A 26,168-nucleotide genomic window follows, 5' to 3' on the forward strand; every position below is an offset into this window, starting at 1 on the left:
ACATCTCTCTAAAATAATTACTTAAATGACTTTATAATAAAATATGTAAAATATTTTAAAATATTGTTTTTTAAATTAACCGTGTTCTTTTTCAAAATTTTTCATAAAATTCGTTAAAGATATTACACCTTCTATTGGCATAGCATTATAAATAGAAGCTCGTAACCCTCCCACAGCACTATGCCCATTTAAATAATGCAAACCGAACTCATGAGATTTTTTTAAAAACAATTTATGAAGATTATTATCTGTAATGGTAAACGTAACATTCATCAGTGAACGATTATAACTAGCTACATCATTAATATAAAAGTTTGTACTATCTATCGTGTTATACAATAATTTTGCTTTTTTTTTGTTAATTTTTTCTATTTTTTTTAATCCACCTAATTTTTTAAGCCATTTTAATACCAAACCAGATAAATATAAAGAAAAAGTAGCAGGTGTATTAAACATCGAGTTATTTTTAAATAATATTTCATAATTTAAAATGGAAGGACATATATTTCTTGATTTTCCTAACAAATCTTGACGTATGATTACTATAGTTACTCCAGCCGGACCTATATTTTTTTGTGAACTAGCATAAATAACACTATATTTTTCAAGATGTATAGTCCGAGAAAAAAGTGTTGATGAAAAATCACCTATTACAATAATATTATCATCAAATTTTGGTTCTTCGTAAATAGCAATCCCTTCGATCGTTTCATTAGGACAATAATGAAGATATGCATTTTTATTATTTATTTTCCAATCTTTCATAGGAAATATACAGTTTTTTTTATTTAATATTTGTCTAACATTAATAATATTAGGAATACAATATTTTTTACTTTCCATAGCTGCGCTATATGACCAATATCCACTGTTAATATAATCTGGATATAAATTATTTCTTAACAAATTTATAGGTATAGCAGAAAATTGTCCTCGTGCCCCGCCATGACAAAATAATACTTTGTAGTGTGAAGGAATATTTAACAAACTACGTATATTGCATTCTAGTTCTTCCAATATTAATGTAAATTCTTTACTTCTGTGACTAATTTCCATTACAGACTTGCCTGAATTTTTCCAATTACATAGTTCTAATCGTGCTTTTTTTAAAACTTCTATTGGTAACATAGCAGGACCTGCACTAAAATTATAAATTTTATTTTTGTCCATGTATTACCTAACAATGGTTAATTTTTAATTGCATATACCTAAATAACTGAATAATTGATCAATAATTCTTTAGTTATAAAAATTTTAATCCTTTCATATAATCGTTTTGTAATACTTTAGGTACTTCTATTCGTCCATCAGACTGTTGATAATTTTCTAAAATTGCAGCTAATGTTCTACTGATAGCTAGCCCAGATCCATTAATAGTATGTAAAAAATGATTTTTATTGTTAATTTTTGAACGAAATCGTGCATTTATACGACGTGTTTGGAAATCTAACATATTAGAACAAGAAGATATTTCTCGATATGAATTTTGTGATGGAAACCATACTTCTAAATCATAAGTTTTTGAAGATGAAAAACTTGTATCCCCTGAACAAAGCAACACTTTTCGATATGGTAATTCTAATAACGTTAATATGTTTTCTGCATGAGTTGTTAGTTTTTCTAATCTTTCCATAGAATTATCAGGATGTACAATTTGAACTATTTCAACTTTTTCAAATTGGTGCATTCTAATTAAACCTTTCATATCACGTCCATATGACGAAGATTCTGATCGAAAACAAGGAGTATTAGCTACTAACATGACCGGTAACTGATTCTCTTTTAATATGCAATCTCGAAATAAATTAGTTAATGGTACTTCAGCTGTTGGTATTAATATGTAATTATTATTTTTAGTGTGATTAGACCGTGATTGTACATAAAATAAATCTGTACTAAATTTTGGTAGTTGACCTGTACCATACATGCTACTTTCAGATACTAAATAAGGAACATAAGTTTCTAAATATCCATGTTGTGTAGTATGTATGTCAATCATGAATTGTCCTAATGCGCGATGCAACAAAGCAATATTACCTTTCATAACAACAAATCTAGATCCAGATATTTTAGCTGATGAAATCCAGTCAAAACCACCTAATTTATGTCCTAATTCAACATGATCTTTTATTTGGAAAGAAAAGTTGCGTATAGATCCCCAATGATTCATTACTTGATTATTTTTGCTTTCAAGTCCATTTGGAACAGAATCATCAGGAATGTTCGGAATATAAGTTAAAAAAATATTTATTTGCTCTAATAAATTTTTTAATTGTTTTTTAGAATGAATTAATTCGTTAATAACAATATCTACTTTTCTTTTTAAATTAGAAAAATCCTGACTATTATTTTTTTTATCTCTTATAAGATTTGAAAGCTTATTACGTTGTGATTGTAAATTTTCAGATTTTATTTGTAAAGCTTTTCGTTTTTTTTCTAAAGCAATAAACTGTTTTGTATCTAAAAAAAACCCTCTTTTTTCTAATTTTTGTGCGATATTATTAATATCATTACGTAGTAATTTAATGTTTAGCATGTTTATATTAATTATGTATTTTAATGAAAATTATATTTTCTTAAATAAGTTAATATTAATTCAAATCAAATATTAATAAACTTATATTTTGATTAATGTTAATTTATTATATTTCTAATATCTTTTATCGTCTATCGTTAAACCTGGAGAAGATGTAAAAATGAATTGATCATAATTAAATTTTTGTAATTTTTGTCCAAAAAAATAAACGATATTTTTAAATCCACTTTTTTCAACAAGTTCAATCTTTTTAATTATTCCATTACTATTAATACAAATAGAATAATATTTAACTGTTGTATTATCTTTTGGAAATAACAAAAAATAATCTTGTTTTTTAAAAATGTCATATTTCTTAAAGAGCTTGCTATTTTTGTTAGTAAATAAAACACAGGGAGTATCTTTAATTATGTCTTTAGAAAAAAAAATATTTACTTGATTAGTCAAATAATCATGAAACCATATCGTTTTTGAATTAGAAATAATTTTGATTTCATTAGGATACATTAAATGCCAATTAAATAATCCAACTTTTTTTATTTTAATTTCTCCAATTCCAGACTGAATAATTTCTCCTGATTTATCAATAATTTGTTGTCTAAAATTCGAGTAAAAATCATGTATTTTAGCAATTCTATTTTTAAATGTTATATTTTGTGCTGATAAATCATGAATTTGTATTAAATTAAAAAAAAATAAACATTTAATCAACGTTTTTATTATTATATTCACTATTTGATCCTAATAATATATTTTATCATGTATGATATAATATATATTATATACAAAAAATATATTTATAATATTTATTTAAAAACAGATTAATATTTCATATTAGTTACTGAATTTAATACTTAAATATTGATAATAAAATGATATTAACTCTTTATTTTACTTTATTAACTATTTTATATGGTAAAATAATTGGATAAAATCCACTTTTATTCAACATAAATAGTAAATTATTAATGAACATAGACATTACACATCATCAAAAACTAATTATTATTGGATCTGGGCCAGCTGGATATACAGCAGCTATTTATGCAGCTAGAGCTAATCTGTCTCCTGTATTATTTACCGGTATTAATCCAGGAGGGCAGTTAATAAATACTAGTACAATTGAAAATTGGCCTGGAAACTTTCCAGTCATAACTGGAACTGATTTAATGAACAAAATGCACAAACATGCAAAGTTATTCAATACTACTATCGTTCCTGAAGAAATTATTAAAGTTCGATTTAATCAAATTCCATTTTTATTAATAAGTGACACACATAAAAAGTATACTTCTGACGCAGTAGTTATTGCTACAGGAGCTACAGCTAAATCCTTAGGATTGCCTTCAGAAAAAAAGTTTATGGGAAGAGGTGTATCATCATGTGCAATATGTGATGGTTTTTTTTACAAAAATAAAAATGTAGCTATCGTTGGAGGAGGAAATTCTGCGATAGAAGAAGCGCTATATTTATCTAATATAGCAAAAGAAGTGCATTTAATTCATCGACGAGAAAACTTGCGTGCCGAAAAAATACTGATTTCACGATTATTAAAAAAAGTAAAAGAAAACTCTATTATATTTCACAAAAACAGTATAGTACATAAAATTTTAGGCGATAAAACTGGTGTAACCGGAATAAATATTATTTCTACAAACAACATGCTAGAAAAGAACTATAATATAAATGTATCTGGAGTGTTTATAGCTATTGGACACACTCCTAATACAAAAATTTTTTTAAATCAAATTAAAATGAAAAATGACTATATTACAATTAAATCTGGAATAAATGGAAATTATACTCAAACTAGTATTCCTGGTATTTTTGCAGCAGGAGATGTAATAGATCATGTATATAAACAAGCTATTACTGCTTCTTCCAGCGGTTGTATGGCTGCTTTAGATGCAGAAAAATATCTTGATAAAGTTTCAAATTCAATTTAATTAGACATTAAGATAATGTCTTAATATTTTTATTTTTTTGATATTAATAACTTTAAATTTAGAGAATAAAACAATGACTAAAGAAGATAATATTGAAATGCAAGGCACAGTAATTGACACCCTTCCCAATACTATGTTTCGTGTTGAATTAGATAACAAACATATTGTAATTGCACACATTTCGGGAAAAATGCGAAAAAATTATATTCGAATTCTTACTGGAGACAAAGTTACTTTAGAATTAACTCCTTACGATTTAAGTAAAGGAAGAATTATATTTAGAAGTAGATAATAGTTATTATATAAACGTTAACTATATACATATGTTTTTAATATATTATATAAATATATAAAAACGTTTCATTTATTTGAACACAATAATTTAAAACAATTTATTTAATAAAACATTTAAATCTACATTTAGGTTATATTATGTTTTGATATTTTTCAACCAGCTATAATCTCTAAAGTTTTATTTTAAACATACATTTTTGAAAAGTATAAATAATGTGAAGTTAAAATTATGTTTAATATTTTATATTAAGTAACCCTCAATAAAAGGATTAAAAATGCGTACAAAGTACTGTGGAGAATTAAACTTAAATCATGTAGATAAAATAGTAATATTATGTGGATGGGTAAACAAATATAGAAATTTGGGTAAAATATTGTTTTTAGACATGAGAGATAGAGAAGGAATAGTTCAAATATCTTTTAACGATTCATCTACATATTTGTTTAAAAAAGCTACTTGTTTAAAAAATGAATTTTGTATTCAAATTACAGGAATTGTTAAAGAGAGAGATGAAAAAAATAAAAATTTTAAAATATCCACTGGAGAAATAGAGGTAATAGCTTTAAAATTAATTATTTTCAATAAATCACAATCTTTACCTCTAGACTTTAACCATAAAAGTTTAGATGAATCACGTTTAAAATTTCGTTATTTAGATTTGAGACGACCTCACATGATTCATAATATAATAATGAGAAATAAAATTACTACTATTATTAGATCATTTATGAGTAAAAATAAATTCCTAGATATTGAAACACCCGTGTTAACCAAATCTACACCAGAAGGTGCTCGAGATTATATTGTTCCAAGTCGTATTCACAAAAATAAATTTTATGCTTTACCTCAATCTCCTCAGTTATTTAAACAGCTGTTAATGATTGCTGGAATTGATAGATATTATCAAATTGCAAAATGCTTTCGAGATGAAGACTTGAGATCAGATAGACAACCAGAATTTACACAAGTTGATATTGAAGCTTCATTTACAACAGGAAAAAAAATACGCAACATTATAGAAAAAATGATGAAATATCTTTGGAAAAATGTTCTAAAAGTAAATTTAAAAAAATTTCCAGTTATGACTTTTGATACTGCTATTAAAACCTTTGGGACTGATAAACCTGATTTAAGAAATCCTATATTATTTGTAGATATTACAGATATTATTAAGGAAATAAAAACTGAATTATTTTTTCAAAATAATATAAAACATGATAATATCGCAATTGCATTACGTATACCAGGAGGATCGACGTTAAGCAATAGTAAATTACAAATATATAATAAATTTATAAAAAGATACGTCAATAAAAATTTATTTTTCATAAAAATTAATGGTAATCCACCAAACCAAAACATTGTCAGCTCTATTCTACATCTTTTTAATACTACAACTCTTAATAAATTACTCAATAAAACTTTTGCACAACATGGTGATCTTATCTGTTTTGTATGTGATATTAAAAAAACAGTAATAAATGCTATGAATAACCTAAGAGCAAAAATTGGTAATGATTTAAATATAATTGATAAAAATTCTTGGAAACCAGTATGGATAATCGATTTTCCATTATTTTCAAAAAATGAATTAAATAATTATATCTCTACACATCATCCATTTACTGCTCCCAAAAATAAAAACCATTTAACATCTAAAAAGAAACTAAATCATATTCTTGCAGATGCATATGATCTAGTGATAAACGGATATGAAATTGGTAGCGGATCAATGCGTATTAATGATATAGCCATGCAAAAAAATGTTTTCGATATATTAAACATTCACGAAAAAACTCAAAAAGAAAAATTCGGTTTTTTTTTACAAGCTTTGAATTTTGGAACGCCACCCCATGGGGGGATTGCTTTAGGATTGGATCGAATTGTTATGTTATTAACAAATAGTGATAATATTAGAGACGTAATAGCTTTTCCTAAAACTACTACAGCTTCATGTTTAATGACTGAATCACCAAGCAAATTGGATATTAATATGTTTTATGATTTTAAAAAAAAATTTAATTAAAAATTTTTTAACAAAGAATAACATTTATTAATAAATGTTTAACTGAGATGTAATTATTAACATAAAATAAATGTTATTTTATAAATATAATAATTATGTTTTTATAAGCATAAAATTTATAATATAGTAATACTTTTTTTATTTCTTAATATAACTTATTAAAAATATACTAGCTGAAAATAATACAATCACAGGACTAATAGGAACACTATAATACATTGATATAATCATGCCTCCTGTAAAAGAAATTGACCCTATTAAAATAGAAAAAATCGCCATTTCTTCTGGAGAAGAAGAAAAACGCTGTGAAGTTGCCGAAGGTATTAATAATAACGATATTATTATTAAAGATCCCATAAATTTTATTGCAATACTAATAGTTAATGAAATTAAAAGCATTAAAATAAAATTTATTTTGTAAACGTTTATTCCATCTATTTTTGCTAAATCTGAACTTATAGTCACTAACAACATAATATTCCAATATTTTAATAAAACAATAAAAATAAACAAACAACTAATAAATATTATAATTAAGTCAGAATGAGAAATATTTAATAAATTTCCAAATAAGTAGTTTGTAAAACGCGTTTTTTGTGTATTTGATACTACATTCATTATTATCATACCTAAGGATAATGAACTATATCCAATAATTCCTAGTATAGTATCTAAAGATAAAGAAGAGGTATTTTCTAACCAATTAACGAATATTCCAAAACATAAAATTATAATGAAAACTATATAAAATGGATGTATATTCAATAAAATAGCACATGCAATACCTAATAACGAAGAATGCGATAAAGTATCTCCGAAAGAAGACATACGACGCCAAATTATGAATGAACCTAAAGGACCAGTAATTAAAATCAACAAAATACCTGCTAACCACCTGCAAAAGATCAATGTACACATATTTAATTACGTTCTCTTAGTATTTAATTTAATGTGATTAAAAATCGTGATAATGATTATGCTTATGATGGTATAAAGCTAGTTTGTTTTTTTCTAACTGTCCAAAAATAGCAATAAATTTCGAATTTTGTGATACTACTTCTGGAGATCCGGAACAGCAAATATGTTTATTTAAACAAATAACTTCATCTGTATTAGACATAACTACACTTAAATCATGAGACACCATTAAAATTGAACATTTGGATTTATGTTTAATTTGATTAATCAATTTATAAAAGATTGTTTGACTCAGAATGTCCATACCTTGCGTAGGTTCATCTAAAACTAATAATTGTGGATTATTTAATAATGCACGAGCTAATAATATTTTTTGCATTTCTCCGCTGGATAATTTTTTCAATGGGACATGTTGTAAATGAACAGAGTTAACGCACTTTAACACATTAAAAGCAGACTGTTTATTATTTTTAAATAAATTCATAAATCTATTGACAGTGATAGGAGGAGCAGTATTAAAATTTAATTTTTGTGGTATATATCCAATTCGTAAATGTCTATTATATATAACTGTTCCTTTACTAGGTTTTAATAATTTTAATATCACTTTTACTAAAGTAGACTTCCCCGCACCATTAGGACCTATTAACGTTAAAATACAATTAGAAATTAACGTTAATGAAATATTTGATAATATAATAGTTTTATTAAAACTTACAGACACATTTTTTAAAGAAACAAATAATGACATATGTAATACATGTTATATAGAATTAATAGTGTAATATTATATATTATCATAAAATAGTATTTTTTAAAAATATAAAATTTAAAGATATAAAGACAGATTTTTATACTTTATTAATAGTTCATAATAAAACACTGTTTCATGTAATTATAAAAGCTTTAATAAGTAGAAATGTACAAAAAATTCATATAAATACAGTTTATTAGTTAATATTAAATACAAAATTTTATAACAGTTAAATGACATTTAAAAACAAATAAAAAAGTAAATAATTTTATGTTAAAGTAGGGTATTAAAAATTCTTAAGGAGATTATAGAACAACGTGTTATATATATTTAAAAATATTCTATTTATTTTTTCAAAAAGATATAATGTAACTTTAACAGACTTTTTGTTAATCATATTTTTGTTTGTCACGTGTAATAAATTTAGTTATATAAATTACAGTCGAGAAATTAATTCTAAAAATATTAATAATAAATATTTTCAAAATAACAAACTATTAAATGATTGTGATGTTAATAATAATTTCGATCAAATATTTTTCTTCATAAAAAACTATTCTTGTGATTCAATCAATAATCATATATTTTTAAATAATTTTAAAAATAGTTATTCTATCAATTGTATAATATACAAGTCATGTTTATACAACAATTTTAAGAGAAAAAATAAGTTTTGTCATGAACTATTAATATATAATACATCAGAATATCTTGATAAAAAACCCGATTTTTATACTAAAAAATATTGTAATATCACAATCATGTTAAACAAAAATTTTATAAAAACGATTACAAGCTGGGGGATAAACATTAATGAAATTAAAAACGTCATAGATAATGTTAAAAATCTAATTTATTTCTATAAATTGGATGTTAATATCCCACTTAATCTTTTAATTAAAAGAAGTTTGCTACATGAAAAAGTTTATAAAAATACAATTGTAGGTTTTAAAATATATTACAACTGCGTATATTATTATGGAATTTTAGAAAAAAATGGAAAATTTTATGATAATAAAGGATATAGCTTGATAACACAATTTCTTCGATTTCCATTTTTAAAAAAGTATCGTGTCTCTTCTAATTTCAACCTTCATAGGTTGAATCCAATAACAAACAAGATTTCACCTCATCAAGGAATAGACTATGCTATGCCTATAGGGACGCCAATTTTATCAATAGGGGATGGGAAAGTTATAAAAACTAAATCTAGTACAGCAGCAGGAAAATATATTATTATTAGGCATAACATTCAATGTATCACTAAATATATGCATTTAAAAAAAATATTAGTTAAAGTAGGAGAAAAAGTAAAAAAAGGAGATCAAATCGGATTGTCTGGAAATACTGGATATTCTACTGGTCCACATTTGCATTATGAAGTTTGGGTAAACAATAAAGTAATTAATCCAAATAAATTAGTATTATTTGAAAAGCTATCAGGTAAAAAACTGAAAATACACTTAAATTTTTTAAAAAAAATCATGTATTACTTTATTTAAACGTAAATTTAATTTATATAAATTTATTAAAGCACTTTAAGATAAATTTAATTTAAATCATACCTTCAAAATTCTACTAGTATTAGTTTTTCCAACTTTTCCCATTACATCACCTTGCGTTATAATGACTAAATTACCTTCATGTAAAACTCCCATATCTTTTAATAATGTAATTGCATCATTCGCTGCTGATACACCTGAATTTTTACTATTGAAGAATATAGGTGTAACTCCTCGATATAAAGAAGTTAACTTCAAAGTTTTAACTCGAGACGATAGTGCAAAAATTCTAAGACCAGAGGTTATTCGAGATGTCATTAAAGCTGTTTTTCCTGATTCTGTCATAGTAATAATCGCTGTGATACCATTCAAATGATTAGCTGTGTACATAGCTGACATAGCAATTGCTTCTTCAATATCATAAAATTTGTCATGCATACGGTGACGAGATACATTGATACTTGGTACTTTTTCAGCTCCTTTACAAATTTTAGACATAATTTTTATTGTTTCAATTGGATACTTTCCAGAAGCTGTTTCTGCTGACAACATAACAGCATCACTGCCATCTAAAACAGCATTAGCTACGTCCATAACTTCTGCTCTAGTAGGCATGGGATTAATAATCATTGATTCCATCATTTGGGTAGCTGTAATTACCACCCTATTTAATTGTCTAGCTCGCCTGATTAATATTTTCTGAATTCCAACTAGTTCTGAATCACCTATTTCTACTCCTAAATCTCCTCTAGCAACCATAATGGCATCTGACGCTAATATAATACTATCAATTACTTCTGAATTAGCTACTGATTCAGCACGTTCTATTTTAGCGATTATTTTTGCTGTACTACCATATTGTAATGCTAGTTTTCTTGCCATTTGTATATCTTGACTACATCTAGGGAAGGAAACAGCTAAGTAATCTATTCCAATATCAGATGCAATTTTAATATCTATTTTATCTTTATCAGTTAATGTTTCAGCTGACAATCCTCCGCCTAATTTATTAATACCTTTATTATCAGATAATATCCCTCCTATAATTATTTTAGTAAATATTATACTTTTCGTTACATTTACTACTTTTAATTGTATCCTTCCATCATCTAATAATAATATATCTCCTTTAGATACGTCATCAGGTAATTTTTTATAATCTATTCCTACTTTTTTTGTATCCCCTTCGTTTATACCCAAAGAAGCATCTAAAATAAATGAGTTACCGGAATTTAACAATACTTTATTATTTTTAAATTTTGAAATACGAATCTTAGGACCTTGTAAATCACCTAATAAAGCAATATAAACACCTAATTTCTTCATAATGCTTTTTGCATTTTTAGCTCTACGTTCATGTTCTATTCTTGAACCATGAGAAAAGTTTAATCGGACTACGTTAACTCCCGATCGAATCATTGCTTCAAGAACGTTGTTATCGTCTGTAGATGGGCCTAAAGTGGCAACAATTTTAGTTCTCTTAAAATAACTAATCACGTTTTATCTCTTTTAAAATTGCTAAATGTACATGTATATAATTAAATTATTAATAAACTTTTAAAATTTGTAAATCATACAAATGAACTAGACTAACTTTATTTTTTATTTTCCTAATATAATGTTAATATATATTATATTTAATACGAAAGGAATATTAATAATTTTATTATACTTATAAACTCTAAAAAACTATATGTTAACTATTTTAAACAGTCTAAATTAAAAAACTAAAATAGCAATATTAAATGAAACTATAAATTAAATATTGAAATAACAAATTTTGTAGAACAAGAAGGATAAAATTGTGATAAATATAAATGAAACATGCGATTTAGTTATTTTTGGTGCAAAAGGAGATCTTGCTTGCAGAAAATTATTACCTTCTTTATATAAACTAGAAAAAGCTAATAAATTGTCAAATAAAATGAGAATTATTGGTGTTGGACGCGCTAATTGGGATAAAAATACTTATTCAGATATAGTTTATAAATCATTACAACAATTTATGAAAATCAAAATAGAAGAACATGTATGGAAAAATTTATTTTCTCGATTAGAATTTTGTAATCTTGATGTAAATGACACACATAGCTTTCATAAATTAAAACCAATATTATGTAGAAGTAATCATTTAATTATATACTATTTTGCCATGCCACCAAATACATTTAGCGCAATTTGTAAAGGACTAGGAAAGGTTAATTTAAACCTTGATTCTACACGTATTATAATAGAGAAGCCACTAGGATCATCTTTAAAAACTTCTAAAAAAATCAATTATGAAATAAGTAAATACTTTTTGGAGAATCAAATTTTTAGAATAGATCATTATTTGGGAAAAGAAACAATATTGAATTTGATAGCTTTTAGATTTTCTAATTCTCTTTTTTATTATAATTGGAATAATAAATTTATTGACCACATACAAATAACAATTGCTGAAAAAATCGGTGTTGAAGGAAGGAATAAATATTTTGATAATACCGGTCAAATTCGAGATATGGTTCAAAATCATTTATTACAGATATTGACTATTATTACCATGTCTCAGCCTATCAACTTATGCTCAAATAATATTCAAAATGAAAAAGTAAAAATTTTAAAAGCATTGCGACCATTTGACAATATTAATATTCATAATAAAGTAGTATTAGGTCAATACTCTGAGAATATAATAAATGGGAAAAAAATACCTTCGTATTTGGACGATATAAGAAAAAAAGAACATAGTAATACTGAAACATTTGTGTCCATGAAAGTAAATATTGATAATAAAAGATGGTATGGAGTACCATTTTATTTAAGAACAGGTAAGAGACTTCCAAAAAAATGTTCAAAAATAGTCATATTTTTTAAAAACGTTCCAGTTAATATATTTAATAATCACCAAAATAACTTACCTAAAAATAAAATCATTATATATTTACAACCAAATGAAGGAATAAATATACAGATTTTAAATAAGATACCAGGACTAGAACCTAATTATAAGTTAGATAAAATTAATTTAAACTTTAATTATAATCGAGGTTTTAAACAAATAGAATTGTTTGATGCATACGATCGATTATTATTAGAAAGTATTAGAGGTAATCAAGCTTTATTTGTAAGAAAAGATGAAGTAGAATTGGCATGGAAGTGGATTGACTCAATTTTTAATTCATTTAATATATGTAGAAATCCCCCGATCTTATACCCATCTGGAACATGGGGTCCTGTTTTATCTAACATAATGATTGAGAAAGATGGTTATACCTGGAATTAATAAAAAAACTAAAAATTTTACTATTGTAATCAATTAATATAAAATATTTCATTATAACATTTAATAAATATTCTTAATTAAATGTTTATTTTTCAACTATTATAAACAATATTAATTTCATCATATTATTTATAATTATTTTATAAATTTTAAAAAACTATGTTTTAGAATTAATATTCAAATAAGATAAATACTGTTTATTAAAAATAAAAATTATGCTATAAAAATATTTTTAATAATGAAGTATAAAATATAAACAATTATTTTGTTATATAATATGAATATTATATATTCATGTAATATTATACACGACTTTTCTGAAACATATAAACTATTTCATTTTAGAAATAACATTTCTACTATCATTATAGTATTTCTAAGTAAGTGCTAAAATAATTAAGAACCAGAATTTTATATAATACACAACTATAATTAAATGTAAACTAATATAAAAATCATTAAAAAATATTAAGAAATAAAATTACTATTTGTAATACTTGAATATCTATTTTGAATCACAAAATTCAGGAAAAAACCATGATGCGTATAGTTCTTTTTTTATTAACCAATTTAGCTGTTATGTGTGTTTTTGGCTTTATTTTAAGCATTACAGGTATTCGATCCGAAAGTATTCATGGATTATTGATTATGTCAACAGTATTTGGATTCGGGGGTTCTATAATATCATTATTAATGTCAAAATGGATTGCATTACGCACTATAAATGGGCAAGTAATACACTATCCTAATAACGATACAGAACGTTGGTTAATTAACACTATAAAATATCAGTCTAACAAAGTAGGTATTTGTATGCCAGAAGTGGCAATATATCATGCTTCTGATATGAATGCATTTGCTACAGGATCAAGACGTAACGCTTCGCTAATTGCTGTTTCTACTGGTTTGCTAGATAATATGAGCAAAGATGAAACTGAAGCAGTTCTAGCTCATGAAATTACTCATATTGCAAATGGTGATATGATAACCATGACTTTGCTTCAGGGAATAGTCAATACATTCGTAATTTTTGCTTCTAGAATTATTGCTCAAATAGCATCATACATTTTGTCAGGAGAAAAAAACGAAAATAATCACTCTCATGGAAATACGTGGATATATATAATTTTTTCTACTATCTTAGAACTAGTTTTTGGAATCCTTGCTAGCATAATAACTATGTGGTTTTCTAGACACCGTGAATTTCATGCTGATGCTGGATCTGCAAATTTAGTAGGTAAACATAAAATGATTGCAGCATTAGAAAAACTGAAATTAAGTTACGAACCTCAGGAATCCAATAGTATGATTGCATTTTGTATAAATGGAAGATCAAACAACTTTTTAAATTTATTTATGTCTCATCCGTCATTAGAACAGCGCATTAATGCTCTATATAATAGAGATTATATAAAAAACTATTAGTATAAACTAACTATATTTATAGTATAACAACAAATATTTTTCTTATTATTTTGTTTAAAAAATACTGTTATGACTATGTTCAATATAAATTATCTACAGTTTTATTATCTTGTTAAAAAATAAAATGTACTTTATAATAAATATAACTATATAGAATAAAAAACAATTTTTTAACTACACTTCAATATGAATTTAATTTTAATTTTTAAAAAACTGTAACTTATAAACATTTTACAAAATATATAGAAATTAAAATATTTGAAACAATTATGCATATTATGTGAAATCTATTTTTTTGCAACACAATTTAATTTCTAATACATAATTTATTTAAAATCGAGAATTCTATTTATAATCGTGCAATTACCCTGAAAATCTTAATAAAGGCCTATGTGTAATTACAACAGGCCTTTATTCTTAAAAATTGTTATATTTAAAAAATTAAAAATTAAAATTCAACTGATAAATAAAATTAAATTACTTGTTAACAAGATCATTGGATAATAAATTTTTTTATTAAAAATTAAATTTTATTCTGTCCTATTATTTTACGGAGTGTCTAATGGAATTTTTCCTAGATCCGTCGATTTGGGCAGGTCTATTCACACTTGTTATACTAGAAGTAGTATTAGGTATTGATAATTTAGTCTTTATAGCTATTTTATCAAAAAAATTACCATCATGTAAGCAAGACAAAGCTCGTTTAATTGGATTAAGCTTGGCTCTTGTAATGAGATTAAGTTTACTTTCACTTATGTCATGGATGGCTACTTTAACGTCAATAATAATTAGCAATAAATATTTCTCTTTTTCTGGACGCGATTTAATACTATTAATAGGAGGATGCTTTCTATTATTCAAAGCTACTATAGAATTACATGAAAGATTAGATAATAATGTGCACCAAGATGAGACTAGCAAAAATTATACCAGTTTTTGGACTATAGTAATTCAAATCGTTATTTTAGATGCTGTTTTTTCGTTGGACTCTATTATTACAGCTGTAGGAATAGTAAATAATTTACCAGTTATGATGACTGCAGTAGTTATTGCTATGGCTTTAATGTTATTAGCCTCTAAATATTTAATAAAATTTATTAACTTGCATCAAACAGTAGTAGTATTATGCTTAAGTTTTCTGTTAATGATAGGATTAAGTCTAGTAGCAGAAGCATTAGGATTTTTAATACCAAAAGGTTATTTATATTCTGCAATAAGTTTTTCTATTATTATAGAATTATTTAACCAAATTGCACGTCGAAATTTTATTAGACATCAATCTCGTAGACCAATGAGGCAAAGAGCTGCAGAAGCTATATTAAGACTAATGATTGGAAATCAATCAAAAAATTCTAATGAAGTTACTTTACAAAGTAATGAAGAAAAAAAAACTTTATGTACTTCTTCATCTGATTCTGGAGAATTTAAAGAAGAAGAAAAATACATGATAAATGGTGTATTAACATTAGCAGCACGATCTATTCGAAGTATTATGACTCCGAGAAGTGAAATTTCTTGGGTTAATGTAGAACAACCAATTTCTAATATTCGTACTCAATTATTAGATACCCCACATAGCTTATTTCCTGTATGTAAAGGAACATTAGACGAAGTAATAGGTATTGTACGAGCTAAAGAATTACTTGTAGAAATAGAGAATAAAATAGATGTAGCTAAATTCTCTTCTGCTACTGCTCCAATAATTATACCTGATACTCTTGACCCAATTAACTTACTAGGAGTATTAAGACGTTCTAAAGGAAGCTTAGTTATTGTAACTAATGAATTTGGAGTAGTTCAAGGTTTAATTACCCCATTAGATGTCTTAGAAGCTATTGCTGGTGAATTTCCAGATGCAGATGAAACACCTGATATTATTGTTGAAAACAATAGTTGGTTAGTAAAAGGTGGAACAGACTTACATTCTTTACAGCAGTTTTTAAATACCACTAACTTAATTCATGAAAAGGATAGCTATGCTTCTTTAGCTGGTTTATTAATCTCTCAAAAAGGAAAATTACCTTTGTCTGGGGAAATTATATATATCCCTCCTTTAAAATTTCATATTGTAGAAGCAACACAGTACCGTATTAAATTGGTTCGCATTACTAAAGATACAAAATTTTATAATTAAATCTTGATATTTATTTTTATTGTATTAGTATAAATTACTGTCATTTAAATATTTTTGTTCATTATTAATATTTTATTTTATATAAAACGTTTAACATATTCAACATGAATACATCTAAAACTATTTTAGCATTTGATGCTTCAATTTCTGATTGTTCTGTATCTCTATTATATAAAAGTAATGTATACAGTAAAAATAAAAAGTGCGATAAAAATCAAACTCAATACATTTTACCAATGATTAAAACTATTCTAAACGTAAACTCTGTAAATTTAAGTGAAATAGACATCCTTACTATTTCTAAAGGTCCAGGTAGCTTTGTAGGGATAAGAACCACTATTGCTATAGCTCAAGGTTTGGCGCTTGGATTAAACATTCCAATATTTGCACTGTCTACTTCACGAATTATTGCAGAATACGCCTGGAATACATTTAAGTTGAATAAAATATTAGTAGTTCTAAAAATAAATAAAAGTAAGATATATTTAGCAAAATACACTAAAAATACAAGACAAAATTGGATTAAAAAACAATATGAAGGAATGTGTACTATCGAAGAAATAACCAAGATACTAAGTTCTTTAAAAAAAAATTGGATAATAATAGGAAATGTTTTAGAGTTATTTTCAAAAAATATTCTTAAAAAAAACTTGATATTAAAAAATATTAGTTCTTTAAAATCACAATTTATCATTTCTTTATATTTATCAAGCACACGTTATCAAAAACACAAATCTTATTTTGACATATCTCCAATTTATTTTCCAAAAGAAGTAAATTCATAAACATATTCTTATGATTCTCAACTAAAATATTTAATCTTTAAGTTTATTTATCTAGAATCAAGATTTTGGATTAATAAATGTCAAAATCTTGATTAATATTTTATCATGAATAACTTAGTATTCCTAAATTTATTCTATTCAGGAATAGTCACATTTAATTCTAATATAGATATGTCGTTTCCTTTTTGATCTAATTGAACAGAAATCATATTTGGATCTACTTTAACGTATTTACAAATTACTCGTAAAATTTCTTGTTTTAATTCGGGTAAATAATTTGGTTCATTATCTTTTTTTCTTCGTTCAGCAACAATAATTTGTAATCTCTCTTTTGCTACATTAGCAGTACTTTTCTTTCGAGATAAAAAAAAGTCTAACAAAGCCATGTTTTATCTCCTAAATAATCGTTTTAAAAAACTTTTTTTTTCTTCTTTAAGAAACCGAAAAGGAATATTATTTCCAAGTAAACGATCTACGGTATCATGATAGGCTTGTCCAGCATGAGAATTCAAATTTAATATTACAGGAATTCCTTGATTAGATGATTTTAGTACAGAACAATCTTCAGGAATGACCCCAATTAATGGTATTCTCAAAATATCTAAAACATCTTGTGTACTTAACATCTCTCCTTTGTTCACTCTAATTGGATTATATCGGGTTAACAATAAATGTTCTTTTATAGGTTTACAGTTGTTCTTCGCTCTTTCAGATTTAGAAGAAATAATACCTAATATACGATCAGAATCTCTTATAGAAGATATTTCAGGGTTTGTAGTAATAATCGCTTCATCTGCAAAATATATAGCTAAAATTGCTCCAGATTCTATTCCCGCTGGTGAATCACAAATAATAATATCAAAATTCATTGCAATTAACTCTTGAAAAACATTATTAATACCTAATTTTGTCAACGAATTTTTATCTTTAGTCTGAGATGCTGGCAGAATAAACAAGTTATCCGTTCTTTTATCTTTGATTAAAGCTTGATTTAAATTTGCATCTCCGTTAATTACATTTACAAAATCATATACTACTCTACGTTCACATCCCATAATTAAATCTAAATTGCGCAATCCTATATCAAAATCAATTACTATTGTTTTTTGTCCTTTTTGTGCAAAACCTGTTGCTAAAGCTGCACTAGAAGTAGTTTTTCCTACACCTCCTTTACCTGAAGTTACTACAATAATACGAGTCATAAACACATCCTGAATAATTTTTAATTAAGTTTTAAAATATTTAATTTCTTGTTCTTGATATAGATTTTAACACTGTTTCCTATGCAATCTGGAGAAATTTGATCGCTTAACAAATATTCTCCTGAAATAGAAATTAGCTCGGCAAAAAACTTCATGCAAAATATTTGACACGTAATATCTCCTTTAGCACCTGCTAAGACTCTTCCTCTCATACTTCCATAAATATGAACATTACCATCGGCTATTATTTCTGCTCCTGAATTAACGTTATTTGTAACGATAATGTCTGAATTATTAGCGTAAATCTTTTGTCCAGATCTAATAGGAAAATCAATAATTTTAGTTTTTTTATTATTTTTTGAAATAACGGATACATTATTAAACCGATATTTATTTAAAAAGCTAAATGACTTAGTTTCTTCTGATAAAACAAGTAATCCAGATTTTATAATTATGTTTTTTAAAACATTGTTGTAACAACCACTCACTCCGATAATGTGAAAATTAAATGAAATAATTAATTTTATTATATTATTCCAATTGTTTATATTAGATAATTTTTTTATGTCAATAACTATTGGTAAATCTTTAAAAAAGTTAGGAGACATATTAAATTTTTTATTTAATTCTTTACATATTACTGAGATTGAATCAGTTTTTAAATAAAGAACTAATATTTTGAAAACACTTTCTTTTAATTCAATTGGAAAAATTTTTATCATTTTAAATGCTTGTAAGTGATGGGAATATTTAACTATTATATATTAGAACGTTACATATTATGCTTTATTATATTAACATAACTATTTTATATACATAATTAAAATGATGCGATTTAAAAAATAGCTATATTATATAAACAATAATACATAGTTTAAAAAAGTTATTTTAAACAAAAATTATTAAAATTATTTTATAATTTTAAATCTTTTTATTCAAAAGTGTATGCTGATTTTATTTTATAAACAGAAAAACGTACTAATTAAGAAAATGTTGCTCTATCAAGTATAATAATCCAATTTATAGTTGTAGTATTATAAAATTAATAAAAATATATGACAAATACAAATAAACTTGTTTTAAGAAATATACATTTATTTTTAAAAAAAAAATTTTTATATTAGGAAATATATACGATGAGTTTTGTTTGGATAAGTTAAATAGAGATACAATAATATGTACTCAAAAATTTGATCATTGGATAAGTTTAAAAAAGAAAACAAAACATAAAGTGAAATTTGTTTTATTAGAGAAAAAAGAAACAATTCTAAATTCTGATGTAATACTATATTTTTGGCCAAATAGTAAAATTGAAGCTATATTCCATTTAAAATATATATTTTCTATATTATCTGAAAAACATTCTATCTTTTTAATTGGAGAAAAAAACAGTGGAATAAATACTGCGCAATCTTTATTAAAAAAATGGATACAACTAAAAAAAATAGACTCTGCAAAGCATTGTTTTCTTTTTGAAGGAAAAATAATATTAAAACCTAAATTTCGATTTAATACTTTTATACACAACAATATATGGAATAAAATCAATATCAATACCATTCCAGGGATTTTTAGTTATAATAAAGTTGATATCGGCTCTCAATTATTAATATCAACGTTTACTAAATCGATAAGAGGAAATGTACTAGATATAGGATGTGGTTCAGGAGTTTTGTCAGCATCACTAATGAAATATTCAAACTATATTACACTAACATTAGTCGATATAAATATAGCAGCATTAAGATCCAGTGAATTAACTTTGAAAGCAAATAATATTATAGGAAATATATACCCTAGTAATATCTATTCTAACATTAATGAAAAATTTGATTTAATTATTTCAAATCCTCCTATACACAAAAATTTTAAGATAAACTTAAATTATATAAAAGAAATAATTAAAAATTCGGTAAAATACTTGACAAAAAAAGGTGAAATAAGAATTGTAATTAATTCAAGCATATCTTGTCACAAAATTTTTAAATATACCTTTTCAAAATATAATATATTAAATGAAAATAACAATTTTAAAGTATATCAAGCATACAAAAGATACAAAAATTAAATTAAATCAATTAAATTGTACCCAGAGCGGGAATCGAACCCGCAAAGCTATTCAGCCGAGGGATTTTAAATCCCTTGTGTTTACCAATTTCACCATCTGGGCATATAATTTTATAACGTGTTTAAAATAGGCGCATCCCGGAATCGAACCGGGCTAATACGGATTTGCAATCCGCTACATAACCAATCTGTCAACGCGCCACTAGATCGAATTTTAGCAATATTTATTAATAATTACAAGTATTTTAATATTAATTAATGTTTACATATGTATTCCAATAAATAATAAATAATTTTATTATATAAAATAATTTCTTTTAAACTACTGACAAATACAGTATACTTATTCGTACTAAAATACATCACTATCGTAATGGAGGAATGGCCGAGTGGTTTAAGGCAGCGGTCTTGAAAACCGCCGATGAGAAATCATCCGAGAGTTCGAATCCCTCTTCCTCCAAAATATTTAAAAATTTATTTATGTTTAGATATAAAAAATGAAAAATTGGATAGTCTAAAACCTAATAAGAAAAGTGTTAATAGATATAAAATTCCAGATAAAATACAAATAAACACTAGTTGACATGATTTAAATAGTATTGTTCCTACATTCCATTTAGTAAATATGTTTATACTTAAATACAAAAAACTAGTCATAATTAATGCAGCAATAAAAATTTTAAATAAAAAAACAAACCAACCAGGTTCAGGAAAAAAAATTTTTTTATTAAATAAGAACCAATATAATAAAATAAAGTTAATCCATGCAGCGAAACTGATCGAAAGTGAAAAACTATTATGTCGAAAGTAAGGTAAAAAGATAAAGTTCATCAATTGCGTTATTATTAAAATGAAAATAGAAATTACTCCAGGACTGTAAAAATCCTTATTTGAATAAAAACCAGGCAATATAATTTTTATTAAAATTAATGGAATTAATCCTACTGAATACAGAACTAAAATATTTTTAGTCATAATAACGTCAAAATCGGAAAAGTTTCCATATTGAAATAAAACAATAATTATTGTCTTTGACAAAATAGCTAACGAAAAAGAACAAGGAATAGATACTAAACATCCAATTTTAAGTGCCCAATTTAATAATTTAGAATACTCATCCTTATTTAGATTATTCATACTATTAGATAATAGAGGTAGAATCAAAGTCCCTAAAGATACTCCAAAAATACCAGAAATAAATTCAACTAATCTATCGGAATAATATATCCATGACATAGATCCAGTAACCAAAAACGAGGCAAAAATAGTATTTAAAATTACCGAAATTTGGCTGGTAGAAACTCCGATAATAATTGTGTTCATCTTGTTTAAAATTTTTCGAAATCCAATATTATTTATGTTTAATTTAGGGAGAACTAACATATTAATTTTTTTTAAAAATGGAATTTGATAAATAAATTGAATGAATCCGCCTGATAAAACTGCCCAAGCTAAAGAAAAAATAGATGTTTCGAAATATGAAGAAAAAAACAATATAAAAAGTATCATATTTATATTTAATAAAACAGGAGAAAAAGAAGGTATAAAAAAATAATTCCAAGAATTGAGAATAGATCCTACTAACGACCCTAAAGAAATAAAAAATATATAAGGAAATACTATTCGTAATAATTCTATTGTTAAAGATAATTCGTATGAACGTGCACTGATCCCAGGAGCGATTATTGAAATTATTTGAGGCGAATAATAAACTCCTAAAATTGTAAAAATTCCTAAAAGTACAATCATAAATCCCAATATATTAGAAATAAAATTTTGTACTAGTTTTATATTATTAAAATTTTTATATTTTAGTAAAGTAGGAATAAATATTTGAGAAAAAAAACCTTCTGCGAAAATTCTACGAAATAAATTAGGTATTCTAAAAGCTAAAAAAAAAGAATCTGTTAAACCTGAAGCTCCAAATGTATATGCGATTAATACATCTCGTATAAGTCCTAATATTCTAGAAACAAAAGTCATAATACTTAATGATATCAGCGATCTCAAAATATTCACGATACACTACCTTTTTTACCATTTATAATATAGACTCAAAAAAGTAATTAATTTATTTTAAATAATAATCTAAACTACCGAAATAATCTTAAAGCCTTAAATTTATTACAATACATTAATATAACTATTATTAACTGCATTACTATTTTAAACATTCATCAGTGCTCAAACTATTTTAAAATAGGTATTTAATGATTAAAATTAAACAATTTACTATAATAAAACCAGATGATTGGCATGTTCATTTTAGAAATGGTAAAATATTAAAAACCATAGTGAAATACACGAGTAATTTTTATGAAAGGGCTATGGTCATGCCTAACTTAAGTTCTCCTATTATTACTATAAAATCTGCTAAAAAATATAAAAAAAACATTTTAAATGCACTAAAAAAAAATTCAACTTTTACGCCATTAATGACATGTTATTTAACTATAGATACCGATCCTGACGATATTGAATACGCTTTTTACGAAAAAATATTTTTTGCTGCTAAATTATATCCAAAAAATAGCACTAGTTACTCTAAATTTGGAATTAAAAAAATTAAAACTATTACTAACGTTTTAGAACGCATGCAAAAGATAGGTATGCCATTATTAGTTCATGGAGAAATAGTTGATAAAAATATGGATATATTTGATAGAGAAAAATTTTTTATTGATAAAATTTTAATTAAATTGCGAAAAGATTTTCCTGAACTAAAAATTGTATTAGAACATATAAGTACTAAAGAAGCAGTAGACTATATACAATCTGTTAAAAAAAACTTAGGAGCAACAATTACTCCTCATCATTTAATGTATAATAGAAACGACATGTTATCAAATGGAATTCGACCACATTTATATTGCCTTCCAATATTAAAATCCAAAACACATCAAGAAGCTCTGAGAAAAGCAATATCTAGCGGAAATAAGAAATTCTTCTTAGGTACTGATAGCGCACCACACTATTACTATAATAAAGAAAGTCACTGCGGATCAGCTGGAATTTTTAATTCGTTGTCATCATTATCTATATACGCAGAAATATTTGAAAAAATGCATGCTTTAAATCATTTTGAATCTTTTTGTTCTAGAAATGGTGCCTTATTTTACTCATTACCTGAGAACAAGAACACTATTACATTTATCCGAAAAAGTTGGAAAATTCCAGATAAAATATTTGTTGGAGAAAAAATCATTATTCCATTTTTAGCAGGAAAAATGGTAAAATGGACAATAGAATAAAATTATGAATAAATAACAACAGTATTTTTATTACTCGCTATTCCAGATACTATTTTACCGTTGTCCAGTTTTACTTTTACTAATTGATTTTTATACGCGTTATTAATTGCTAATCCTTCTGATATAATTGTAAAACCTATATTAGTAATAATAATTGATACTCTTTCATTTTTTGTAATTAAAAAAACAGGACGTAATAAATCTTGAGTTATTATGTCATTTTTTTTAATATCTTTTAAACTTACCAAGTTTAATACTTGTTTTTTTATAACATACGAATCTAATGGAAATTGATCTAAATATCCATATTTGACAAATATATCTGTATTAACTAATTTTTTACCTTTTTTAATATTTCGAGAAGCTATTACATATTCTCCTTTGAATTTAACTCGAACTTGAACAAATTGATAATGTTGTCCGCAAATAACTTTAATATTCATTAATCCTGAAGGCTTAATAGTATCTACGAGAACGAATTTAAAATTTTTACAAGTTGGCCATTTCTTAAATAGAACATTTCTATACAAAATAATACTCATATTCTTAAAATAAGGAGCATTATTTTTTTTTAAAAAATGAACAAGTTGTTCTTGAAAAGTACTTGCGTTCACTTTAAAAGTAATTAAAAGTAAAAAAAGTGATAAAATGTATATTTTTGATATCATATATTTCTATTATAATGTAATTTAAAGTAAACTTAAATTACGTATATTTTTTTATAAAAATGTATTATTATACATAAAATTTATCATAAATATTCGTATCAAGTATACAAAATATTATTTTTAAATTGATTTTTAGTATAAATATTTAATATAAAGCAAATAATCTATAACATAATTCAAGGCGTTATTATATACTTTTCAAATAGAAAATAATATTAATTATATTAACTTCATAATATGTAGATAAAATAATGTTAAATAAACTAAATAAAGAATTCAATTTTAACAGATATGCATTAAATTTACGTGCATACAGGCAAGAATTATTAGCATCTAACATTGCCAATAGCGACACACCAAATTATAAATCGTTAGATATCAATTTTTCTAAGATATTACAATCATTATTGAAACAAAATTACCGTAATAACAAAAATGACTTAACTATAACTTCTAATAAGCATATTTCTATTTCAAATGATGATATATCAGATAATTATCATAAAATAATAGAAAAAAATTATATTTTCAGCGATAATAAAGTAAATGTAGATGCTGAAAAGATAAATTTCGTAAACAATAGTTTACTATATCAAATGGAAATTGCATTTATAAATAACAAGTTTAAAACTTTCATGAGTGTACTAAAAGGATAATTCATGTCTTTATTTAAAATATTCGACATTGCTGGTTCAGCAATGTCAGCACAATCCCAAAAAATGCAAGTACATGCAAGTAACCTAGCTAATTCTGATAGTTTGGTGAATAAAAATGGAAAGTTATATCCATATATATCAAAAAGAGTCGTTTTACAATTTGATAATTTTAAAGGATCAAAATCTGGTGGAGTCAAAGTAAAAGAAATAGTAGAAGATAAAATGCCATGCAGAGTTATATATGATCCAAATAGTCCTATCGCTAACTCTAAGGGATTTGCTAAAACTTCAAATGTAAATATAGTTTCTGAAACTATTAGTGCTATTTCGGCATCTAGAAATTATCAAGCTAATTTAGAAATTTTAAATACGATAAAATTTATGATTATGAAAACATTAACCATTGGGCAATAAACCGAGTTTAAATATGTTTATGTACTTTAAAAGAACTTTAAAGAAAATTTAACACAAGCATTTATAATATTACTTATTTTAAAATGTTCTATATAAATGATTCATATTATTAAAAAACACTATTAATAATTAATAAGATCAATATAATAAACATATTAGATTAAATGAAACTAAGTAAAAAAATTGAACTAATGGTAAATAATTATTTAATATGAAATGAAAGTTACTATAATATTTATAATTCAGTATAATGAAATAAATAAAATATAATTTTAAAAAATAAATCACTGATTATAATTACATATTATTTATTAAATCAACATA

General features: G+C 24.7%; 23 protein-coding genes and 3 tRNA genes. 13 read left to right on the forward strand and 13 right to left on the reverse strand.

All coding sequences use genetic code 11. The features are described from left to right. Nucleotides 1-75 precede the first annotated feature (75 nt). From serC to lolA, 3 genes are all read right to left on the reverse strand, one after another. Nucleotides 76-1,170: a 3-phosphoserine/phosphohydroxythreonine transaminase gene (serC, locus tag D9V73_RS01470; protein ID WP_158336514.1), complete on the reverse strand. Its 1,095-nt coding sequence runs from the start codon at nt 1,168-1,170 to the stop codon at nt 76-78. Between the two features lie 73 nt (nt 1,171-1,243). Continuing rightward, nucleotides 1,244-2,536 carry a serine--tRNA ligase gene (serS, locus tag D9V73_RS01475; RefSeq protein WP_158336515.1) on the reverse strand — a complete coding sequence of 431 codons (1,293 nt, stop codon included), beginning with the start codon at nt 2,534-2,536 and terminating at the stop codon, nt 1,244-1,246. Nucleotides 2,537-2,650: 114 nt separating this feature from the next. Continuing rightward, the gene (gene lolA / locus D9V73_RS01480; protein WP_187307814.1) at nt 2,651-3,268 is read right to left on the reverse strand and encodes an outer membrane lipoprotein chaperone LolA; all 618 of its coding nucleotides are present in this window, start codon (nt 3,266-3,268) and stop codon (nt 2,651-2,653) included. 242 nt (nt 3,269-3,510) lie between these two features. Here lolA and trxB point away from each other — a divergent pair, with 242 nt between their 5' ends. From trxB to aspS, 3 genes are all read left to right on the forward strand, one after another. Continuing rightward, nucleotides 3,511-4,482: a thioredoxin-disulfide reductase gene (gene trxB, locus D9V73_RS01485; RefSeq protein ID WP_187307836.1), complete on the forward strand. Its 972-nt coding sequence runs from the start codon at nt 3,511-3,513 to the stop codon at nt 4,480-4,482. A gap of 73 nt (nt 4,483-4,555) precedes the next feature. Then, the gene (gene infA, locus D9V73_RS01490; protein WP_158336518.1) at nt 4,556-4,774 is read left to right on the forward strand and encodes a translation initiation factor IF-1; all 219 of its coding nucleotides are present in this window, start codon (nt 4,556-4,558) and stop codon (nt 4,772-4,774) included. A gap of 277 nt (nt 4,775-5,051) precedes the next feature. Then, nucleotides 5,052-6,803: an aspartate--tRNA ligase gene (aspS, locus tag D9V73_RS01495; protein ID WP_158336519.1), complete on the forward strand. Its 1,752-nt coding sequence runs from the start codon at nt 5,052-5,054 to the stop codon at nt 6,801-6,803. A 138-nt stretch (nt 6,804-6,941) separates the two neighbouring features. On the opposite strand, the gene D9V73_RS01500 is transcribed toward aspS, so the two are convergent. Then, the gene (locus D9V73_RS01500; RefSeq protein ID WP_158336520.1) at nt 6,942-7,721 is read right to left on the reverse strand and encodes an iron chelate uptake ABC transporter family permease subunit; all 780 of its coding nucleotides are present in this window, start codon (nt 7,719-7,721) and stop codon (nt 6,942-6,944) included. Between the two features lie 37 nt (nt 7,722-7,758). Next, nucleotides 7,759-8,472 (reverse strand): zinc ABC transporter ATP-binding protein ZnuC, encoded by a 714-nt coding sequence (gene znuC / locus D9V73_RS01505; protein ID WP_158336521.1) that lies wholly within the window; start codon nt 8,470-8,472, stop codon nt 7,759-7,761. Between the two features lie 404 nt (nt 8,473-8,876). Between znuC and D9V73_RS01510 the strand changes: the two genes are divergently transcribed. Further along, nucleotides 8,877-9,977: a peptidoglycan DD-metalloendopeptidase family protein gene (locus tag D9V73_RS01510; RefSeq protein WP_158336522.1), complete on the forward strand. Its 1,101-nt coding sequence runs from the start codon at nt 8,877-8,879 to the stop codon at nt 9,975-9,977. 57 nt (nt 9,978-10,034) lie between these two features. On the opposite strand, the gene pyk is transcribed toward D9V73_RS01510, so the two are convergent. Beyond that, nucleotides 10,035-11,474 carry a pyruvate kinase gene (gene pyk, locus D9V73_RS01515; protein WP_158336523.1) on the reverse strand — a complete coding sequence of 480 codons (1,440 nt, stop codon included), beginning with the start codon at nt 11,472-11,474 and terminating at the stop codon, nt 10,035-10,037. Between the two features lie 304 nt (nt 11,475-11,778). Here pyk and zwf point away from each other — a divergent pair, with 304 nt between their 5' ends. From zwf to tsaB, 4 genes are all read left to right on the forward strand, one after another. After that, nucleotides 11,779-13,242, forward strand: coding sequence for a glucose-6-phosphate dehydrogenase (zwf, locus tag D9V73_RS01520; RefSeq protein WP_261979207.1), 1,464 nt, complete (start codon nt 11,779-11,781; stop codon nt 13,240-13,242). A gap of 537 nt (nt 13,243-13,779) precedes the next feature. Continuing rightward, complete coding sequence (htpX, locus tag D9V73_RS01525; RefSeq protein WP_158336525.1) at nt 13,780-14,667, forward strand: protease HtpX; 888 nt, start codon at nt 13,780-13,782, stop codon at nt 14,665-14,667. A 562-nt stretch (nt 14,668-15,229) separates the two neighbouring features. Then, on the forward strand, nt 15,230-16,801 hold the full coding sequence (locus tag D9V73_RS01530; protein ID WP_158336526.1) for a TerC family protein: 1,572 nt from the start codon (nt 15,230-15,232) through the stop codon (nt 16,799-16,801). A gap of 104 nt (nt 16,802-16,905) precedes the next feature. After that, a complete protein-coding gene (gene tsaB / locus D9V73_RS01535; protein WP_158336527.1) occupies nt 16,906-17,586 on the forward strand; it encodes a tRNA (adenosine(37)-N6)-threonylcarbamoyltransferase complex dimerization subunit type 1 TsaB in 681 nt (226 codons plus the stop codon). Nucleotides 17,587-17,720: 134 nt separating this feature from the next. Here tsaB and minE read toward each other — a convergent pair whose 3' ends face one another. From minE to minC, 3 genes are read right to left on the reverse strand one after another with little or no spacing between them, the layout of a single operon-like run. Further along, nucleotides 17,721-17,972, reverse strand: a complete 252-nt coding sequence (gene minE / locus D9V73_RS01540; RefSeq protein ID WP_158336528.1) for a cell division topological specificity factor MinE — start codon at nt 17,970-17,972, stop codon at nt 17,721-17,723. 3 nt (nt 17,973-17,975) lie between these two features. Further along, the gene (gene minD / locus D9V73_RS01545; protein WP_158336529.1) at nt 17,976-18,788 is read right to left on the reverse strand and encodes a septum site-determining protein MinD; all 813 of its coding nucleotides are present in this window, start codon (nt 18,786-18,788) and stop codon (nt 17,976-17,978) included. A 20-nt stretch (nt 18,789-18,808) separates the two neighbouring features. Next, nucleotides 18,809-19,510 (reverse strand): septum site-determining protein MinC, encoded by a 702-nt coding sequence (gene minC, locus D9V73_RS01550; protein ID WP_261979138.1) that lies wholly within the window; start codon nt 19,508-19,510, stop codon nt 18,809-18,811. Nucleotides 19,511-19,899: 389 nt separating this feature from the next. On the opposite strand from minC, the gene rsmC reads away from it, so the two are divergent. Then, nucleotides 19,900-20,856 carry a 16S rRNA (guanine(1207)-N(2))-methyltransferase RsmC gene (rsmC, locus tag D9V73_RS01555; protein ID WP_261979208.1) on the forward strand — a complete coding sequence of 319 codons (957 nt, stop codon included), beginning with the start codon at nt 19,900-19,902 and terminating at the stop codon, nt 20,854-20,856. Between the two features lie 18 nt (nt 20,857-20,874). Here the strand turns inward: rsmC and D9V73_RS01560 are convergent. Both D9V73_RS01560 and D9V73_RS01565 read right to left on the reverse strand, forming a co-directional pair. After that, nucleotides 20,875-20,958 (reverse strand) — tRNA-Leu (locus D9V73_RS01560). Nucleotides 20,959-20,984: 26 nt separating this feature from the next. After that, nucleotides 20,985-21,056 (reverse strand) — tRNA-Cys (locus D9V73_RS01565). A gap of 174 nt (nt 21,057-21,230) precedes the next feature. Between D9V73_RS01565 and D9V73_RS01570 the strand changes: the two genes are divergently transcribed. Next, nucleotides 21,231-21,315, forward strand: a tRNA-Ser gene (locus D9V73_RS01570). Nucleotides 21,316-21,329: 14 nt separating this feature from the next. Here the strand turns inward: D9V73_RS01570 and murJ are convergent. Beyond that, a complete protein-coding gene (gene murJ / locus D9V73_RS01575) occupies nt 21,330-22,874 on the reverse strand; it encodes a murein biosynthesis integral membrane protein MurJ (protein ID WP_158336531.1) in 1,545 nt (514 codons plus the stop codon). A 191-nt stretch (nt 22,875-23,065) separates the two neighbouring features. Here murJ and pyrC point away from each other — a divergent pair, with 191 nt between their 5' ends. After that, nucleotides 23,066-24,106, forward strand: coding sequence for a dihydroorotase (pyrC, locus tag D9V73_RS01580; protein ID WP_158336532.1), 1,041 nt, complete (start codon nt 23,066-23,068; stop codon nt 24,104-24,106). 2 nt (nt 24,107-24,108) lie between these two features. On the opposite strand, the gene flgA is transcribed toward pyrC, so the two are convergent. Then, nucleotides 24,109-24,720 carry a flagellar basal body P-ring formation chaperone FlgA gene (gene flgA / locus D9V73_RS01585; protein WP_187307815.1) on the reverse strand — a complete coding sequence of 204 codons (612 nt, stop codon included), beginning with the start codon at nt 24,718-24,720 and terminating at the stop codon, nt 24,109-24,111. Between the two features lie 305 nt (nt 24,721-25,025). Between flgA and flgB the strand changes: the two genes are divergently transcribed. Both flgB and flgC read left to right on the forward strand, forming a co-directional pair. Further along, nucleotides 25,026-25,430: a flagellar basal body rod protein FlgB gene (gene flgB / locus D9V73_RS01590; RefSeq protein WP_158336534.1), complete on the forward strand. Its 405-nt coding sequence runs from the start codon at nt 25,026-25,028 to the stop codon at nt 25,428-25,430. A gap of 3 nt (nt 25,431-25,433) precedes the next feature. Next, entirely contained in the window at nt 25,434-25,844 is a 411-nt protein-coding gene (gene flgC, locus D9V73_RS01595; protein WP_158336535.1) for a flagellar basal body rod protein FlgC, read from the forward strand. Nucleotides 25,845-26,168 lie beyond the last annotated feature (324 nt).

Source organism: Buchnera aphidicola (Melaphis rhois) (genome assembly GCF_005080745.1).
Classification (GTDB): Bacteria; Pseudomonadota; Gammaproteobacteria; order Enterobacterales; family Enterobacteriaceae; genus Buchnera_B; species Buchnera_B aphidicola_AT.

What these genes read in the sequence shown, in the direction of transcription:
- serC (WP_158336514.1), bottom strand. Translation starts at nt 1,170, where the DNA reads ATGGACAAAAATAAAATTTATAATTTTAGTGCAGGTCCTGCTATGTTA.
- serS (WP_158336515.1), bottom strand. Translation starts at nt 2,536, where the DNA reads ATGCTAAACATTAAATTACTACGTAATGATATTAATAATATCGCACAA.
- infA (WP_158336518.1), top strand. Translation starts at nt 4,556, where the DNA reads ATGACTAAAGAAGATAATATTGAAATGCAAGGCACAGTAATTGACACC.
- aspS (WP_158336519.1), top strand. Translation starts at nt 5,052, where the DNA reads ATGCGTACAAAGTACTGTGGAGAATTAAACTTAAATCATGTAGATAAA.
- D9V73_RS01500 (WP_158336520.1), bottom strand. Translation starts at nt 7,721, where the DNA reads ATGTGTACATTGATCTTTTGCAGGTGGTTAGCAGGTATTTTGTTGATT.
- znuC (WP_158336521.1), bottom strand. Translation starts at nt 8,472, where the DNA reads ATGTCATTATTTGTTTCTTTAAAAAATGTGTCTGTAAGTTTTAATAAA.
- htpX (WP_158336525.1), top strand. Translation starts at nt 13,780, where the DNA reads ATGATGCGTATAGTTCTTTTTTTATTAACCAATTTAGCTGTTATGTGT.
- D9V73_RS01530 (WP_158336526.1), top strand. Translation starts at nt 15,230, where the DNA reads ATGGAATTTTTCCTAGATCCGTCGATTTGGGCAGGTCTATTCACACTT.
- tsaB (WP_158336527.1), top strand. Translation starts at nt 16,906, where the DNA reads ATGAATACATCTAAAACTATTTTAGCATTTGATGCTTCAATTTCTGAT.
- minE (WP_158336528.1), bottom strand. Translation starts at nt 17,972, where the DNA reads ATGGCTTTGTTAGACTTTTTTTTATCTCGAAAGAAAAGTACTGCTAAT.
- minD (WP_158336529.1), bottom strand. Translation starts at nt 18,788, where the DNA reads ATGACTCGTATTATTGTAGTAACTTCAGGTAAAGGAGGTGTAGGAAAA.
- minC (WP_261979138.1), bottom strand. Translation starts at nt 19,510, where the DNA reads ATGATAAAAATTTTTCCAATTGAATTAAAAGAAAGTGTTTTCAAAATA.
- pyrC (WP_158336532.1), top strand. Translation starts at nt 23,066, where the DNA reads ATGATTAAAATTAAACAATTTACTATAATAAAACCAGATGATTGGCAT.
- flgB (WP_158336534.1), top strand. Translation starts at nt 25,026, where the DNA reads ATGTTAAATAAACTAAATAAAGAATTCAATTTTAACAGATATGCATTA.
- flgC (WP_158336535.1), top strand. Translation starts at nt 25,434, where the DNA reads ATGTCTTTATTTAAAATATTCGACATTGCTGGTTCAGCAATGTCAGCA.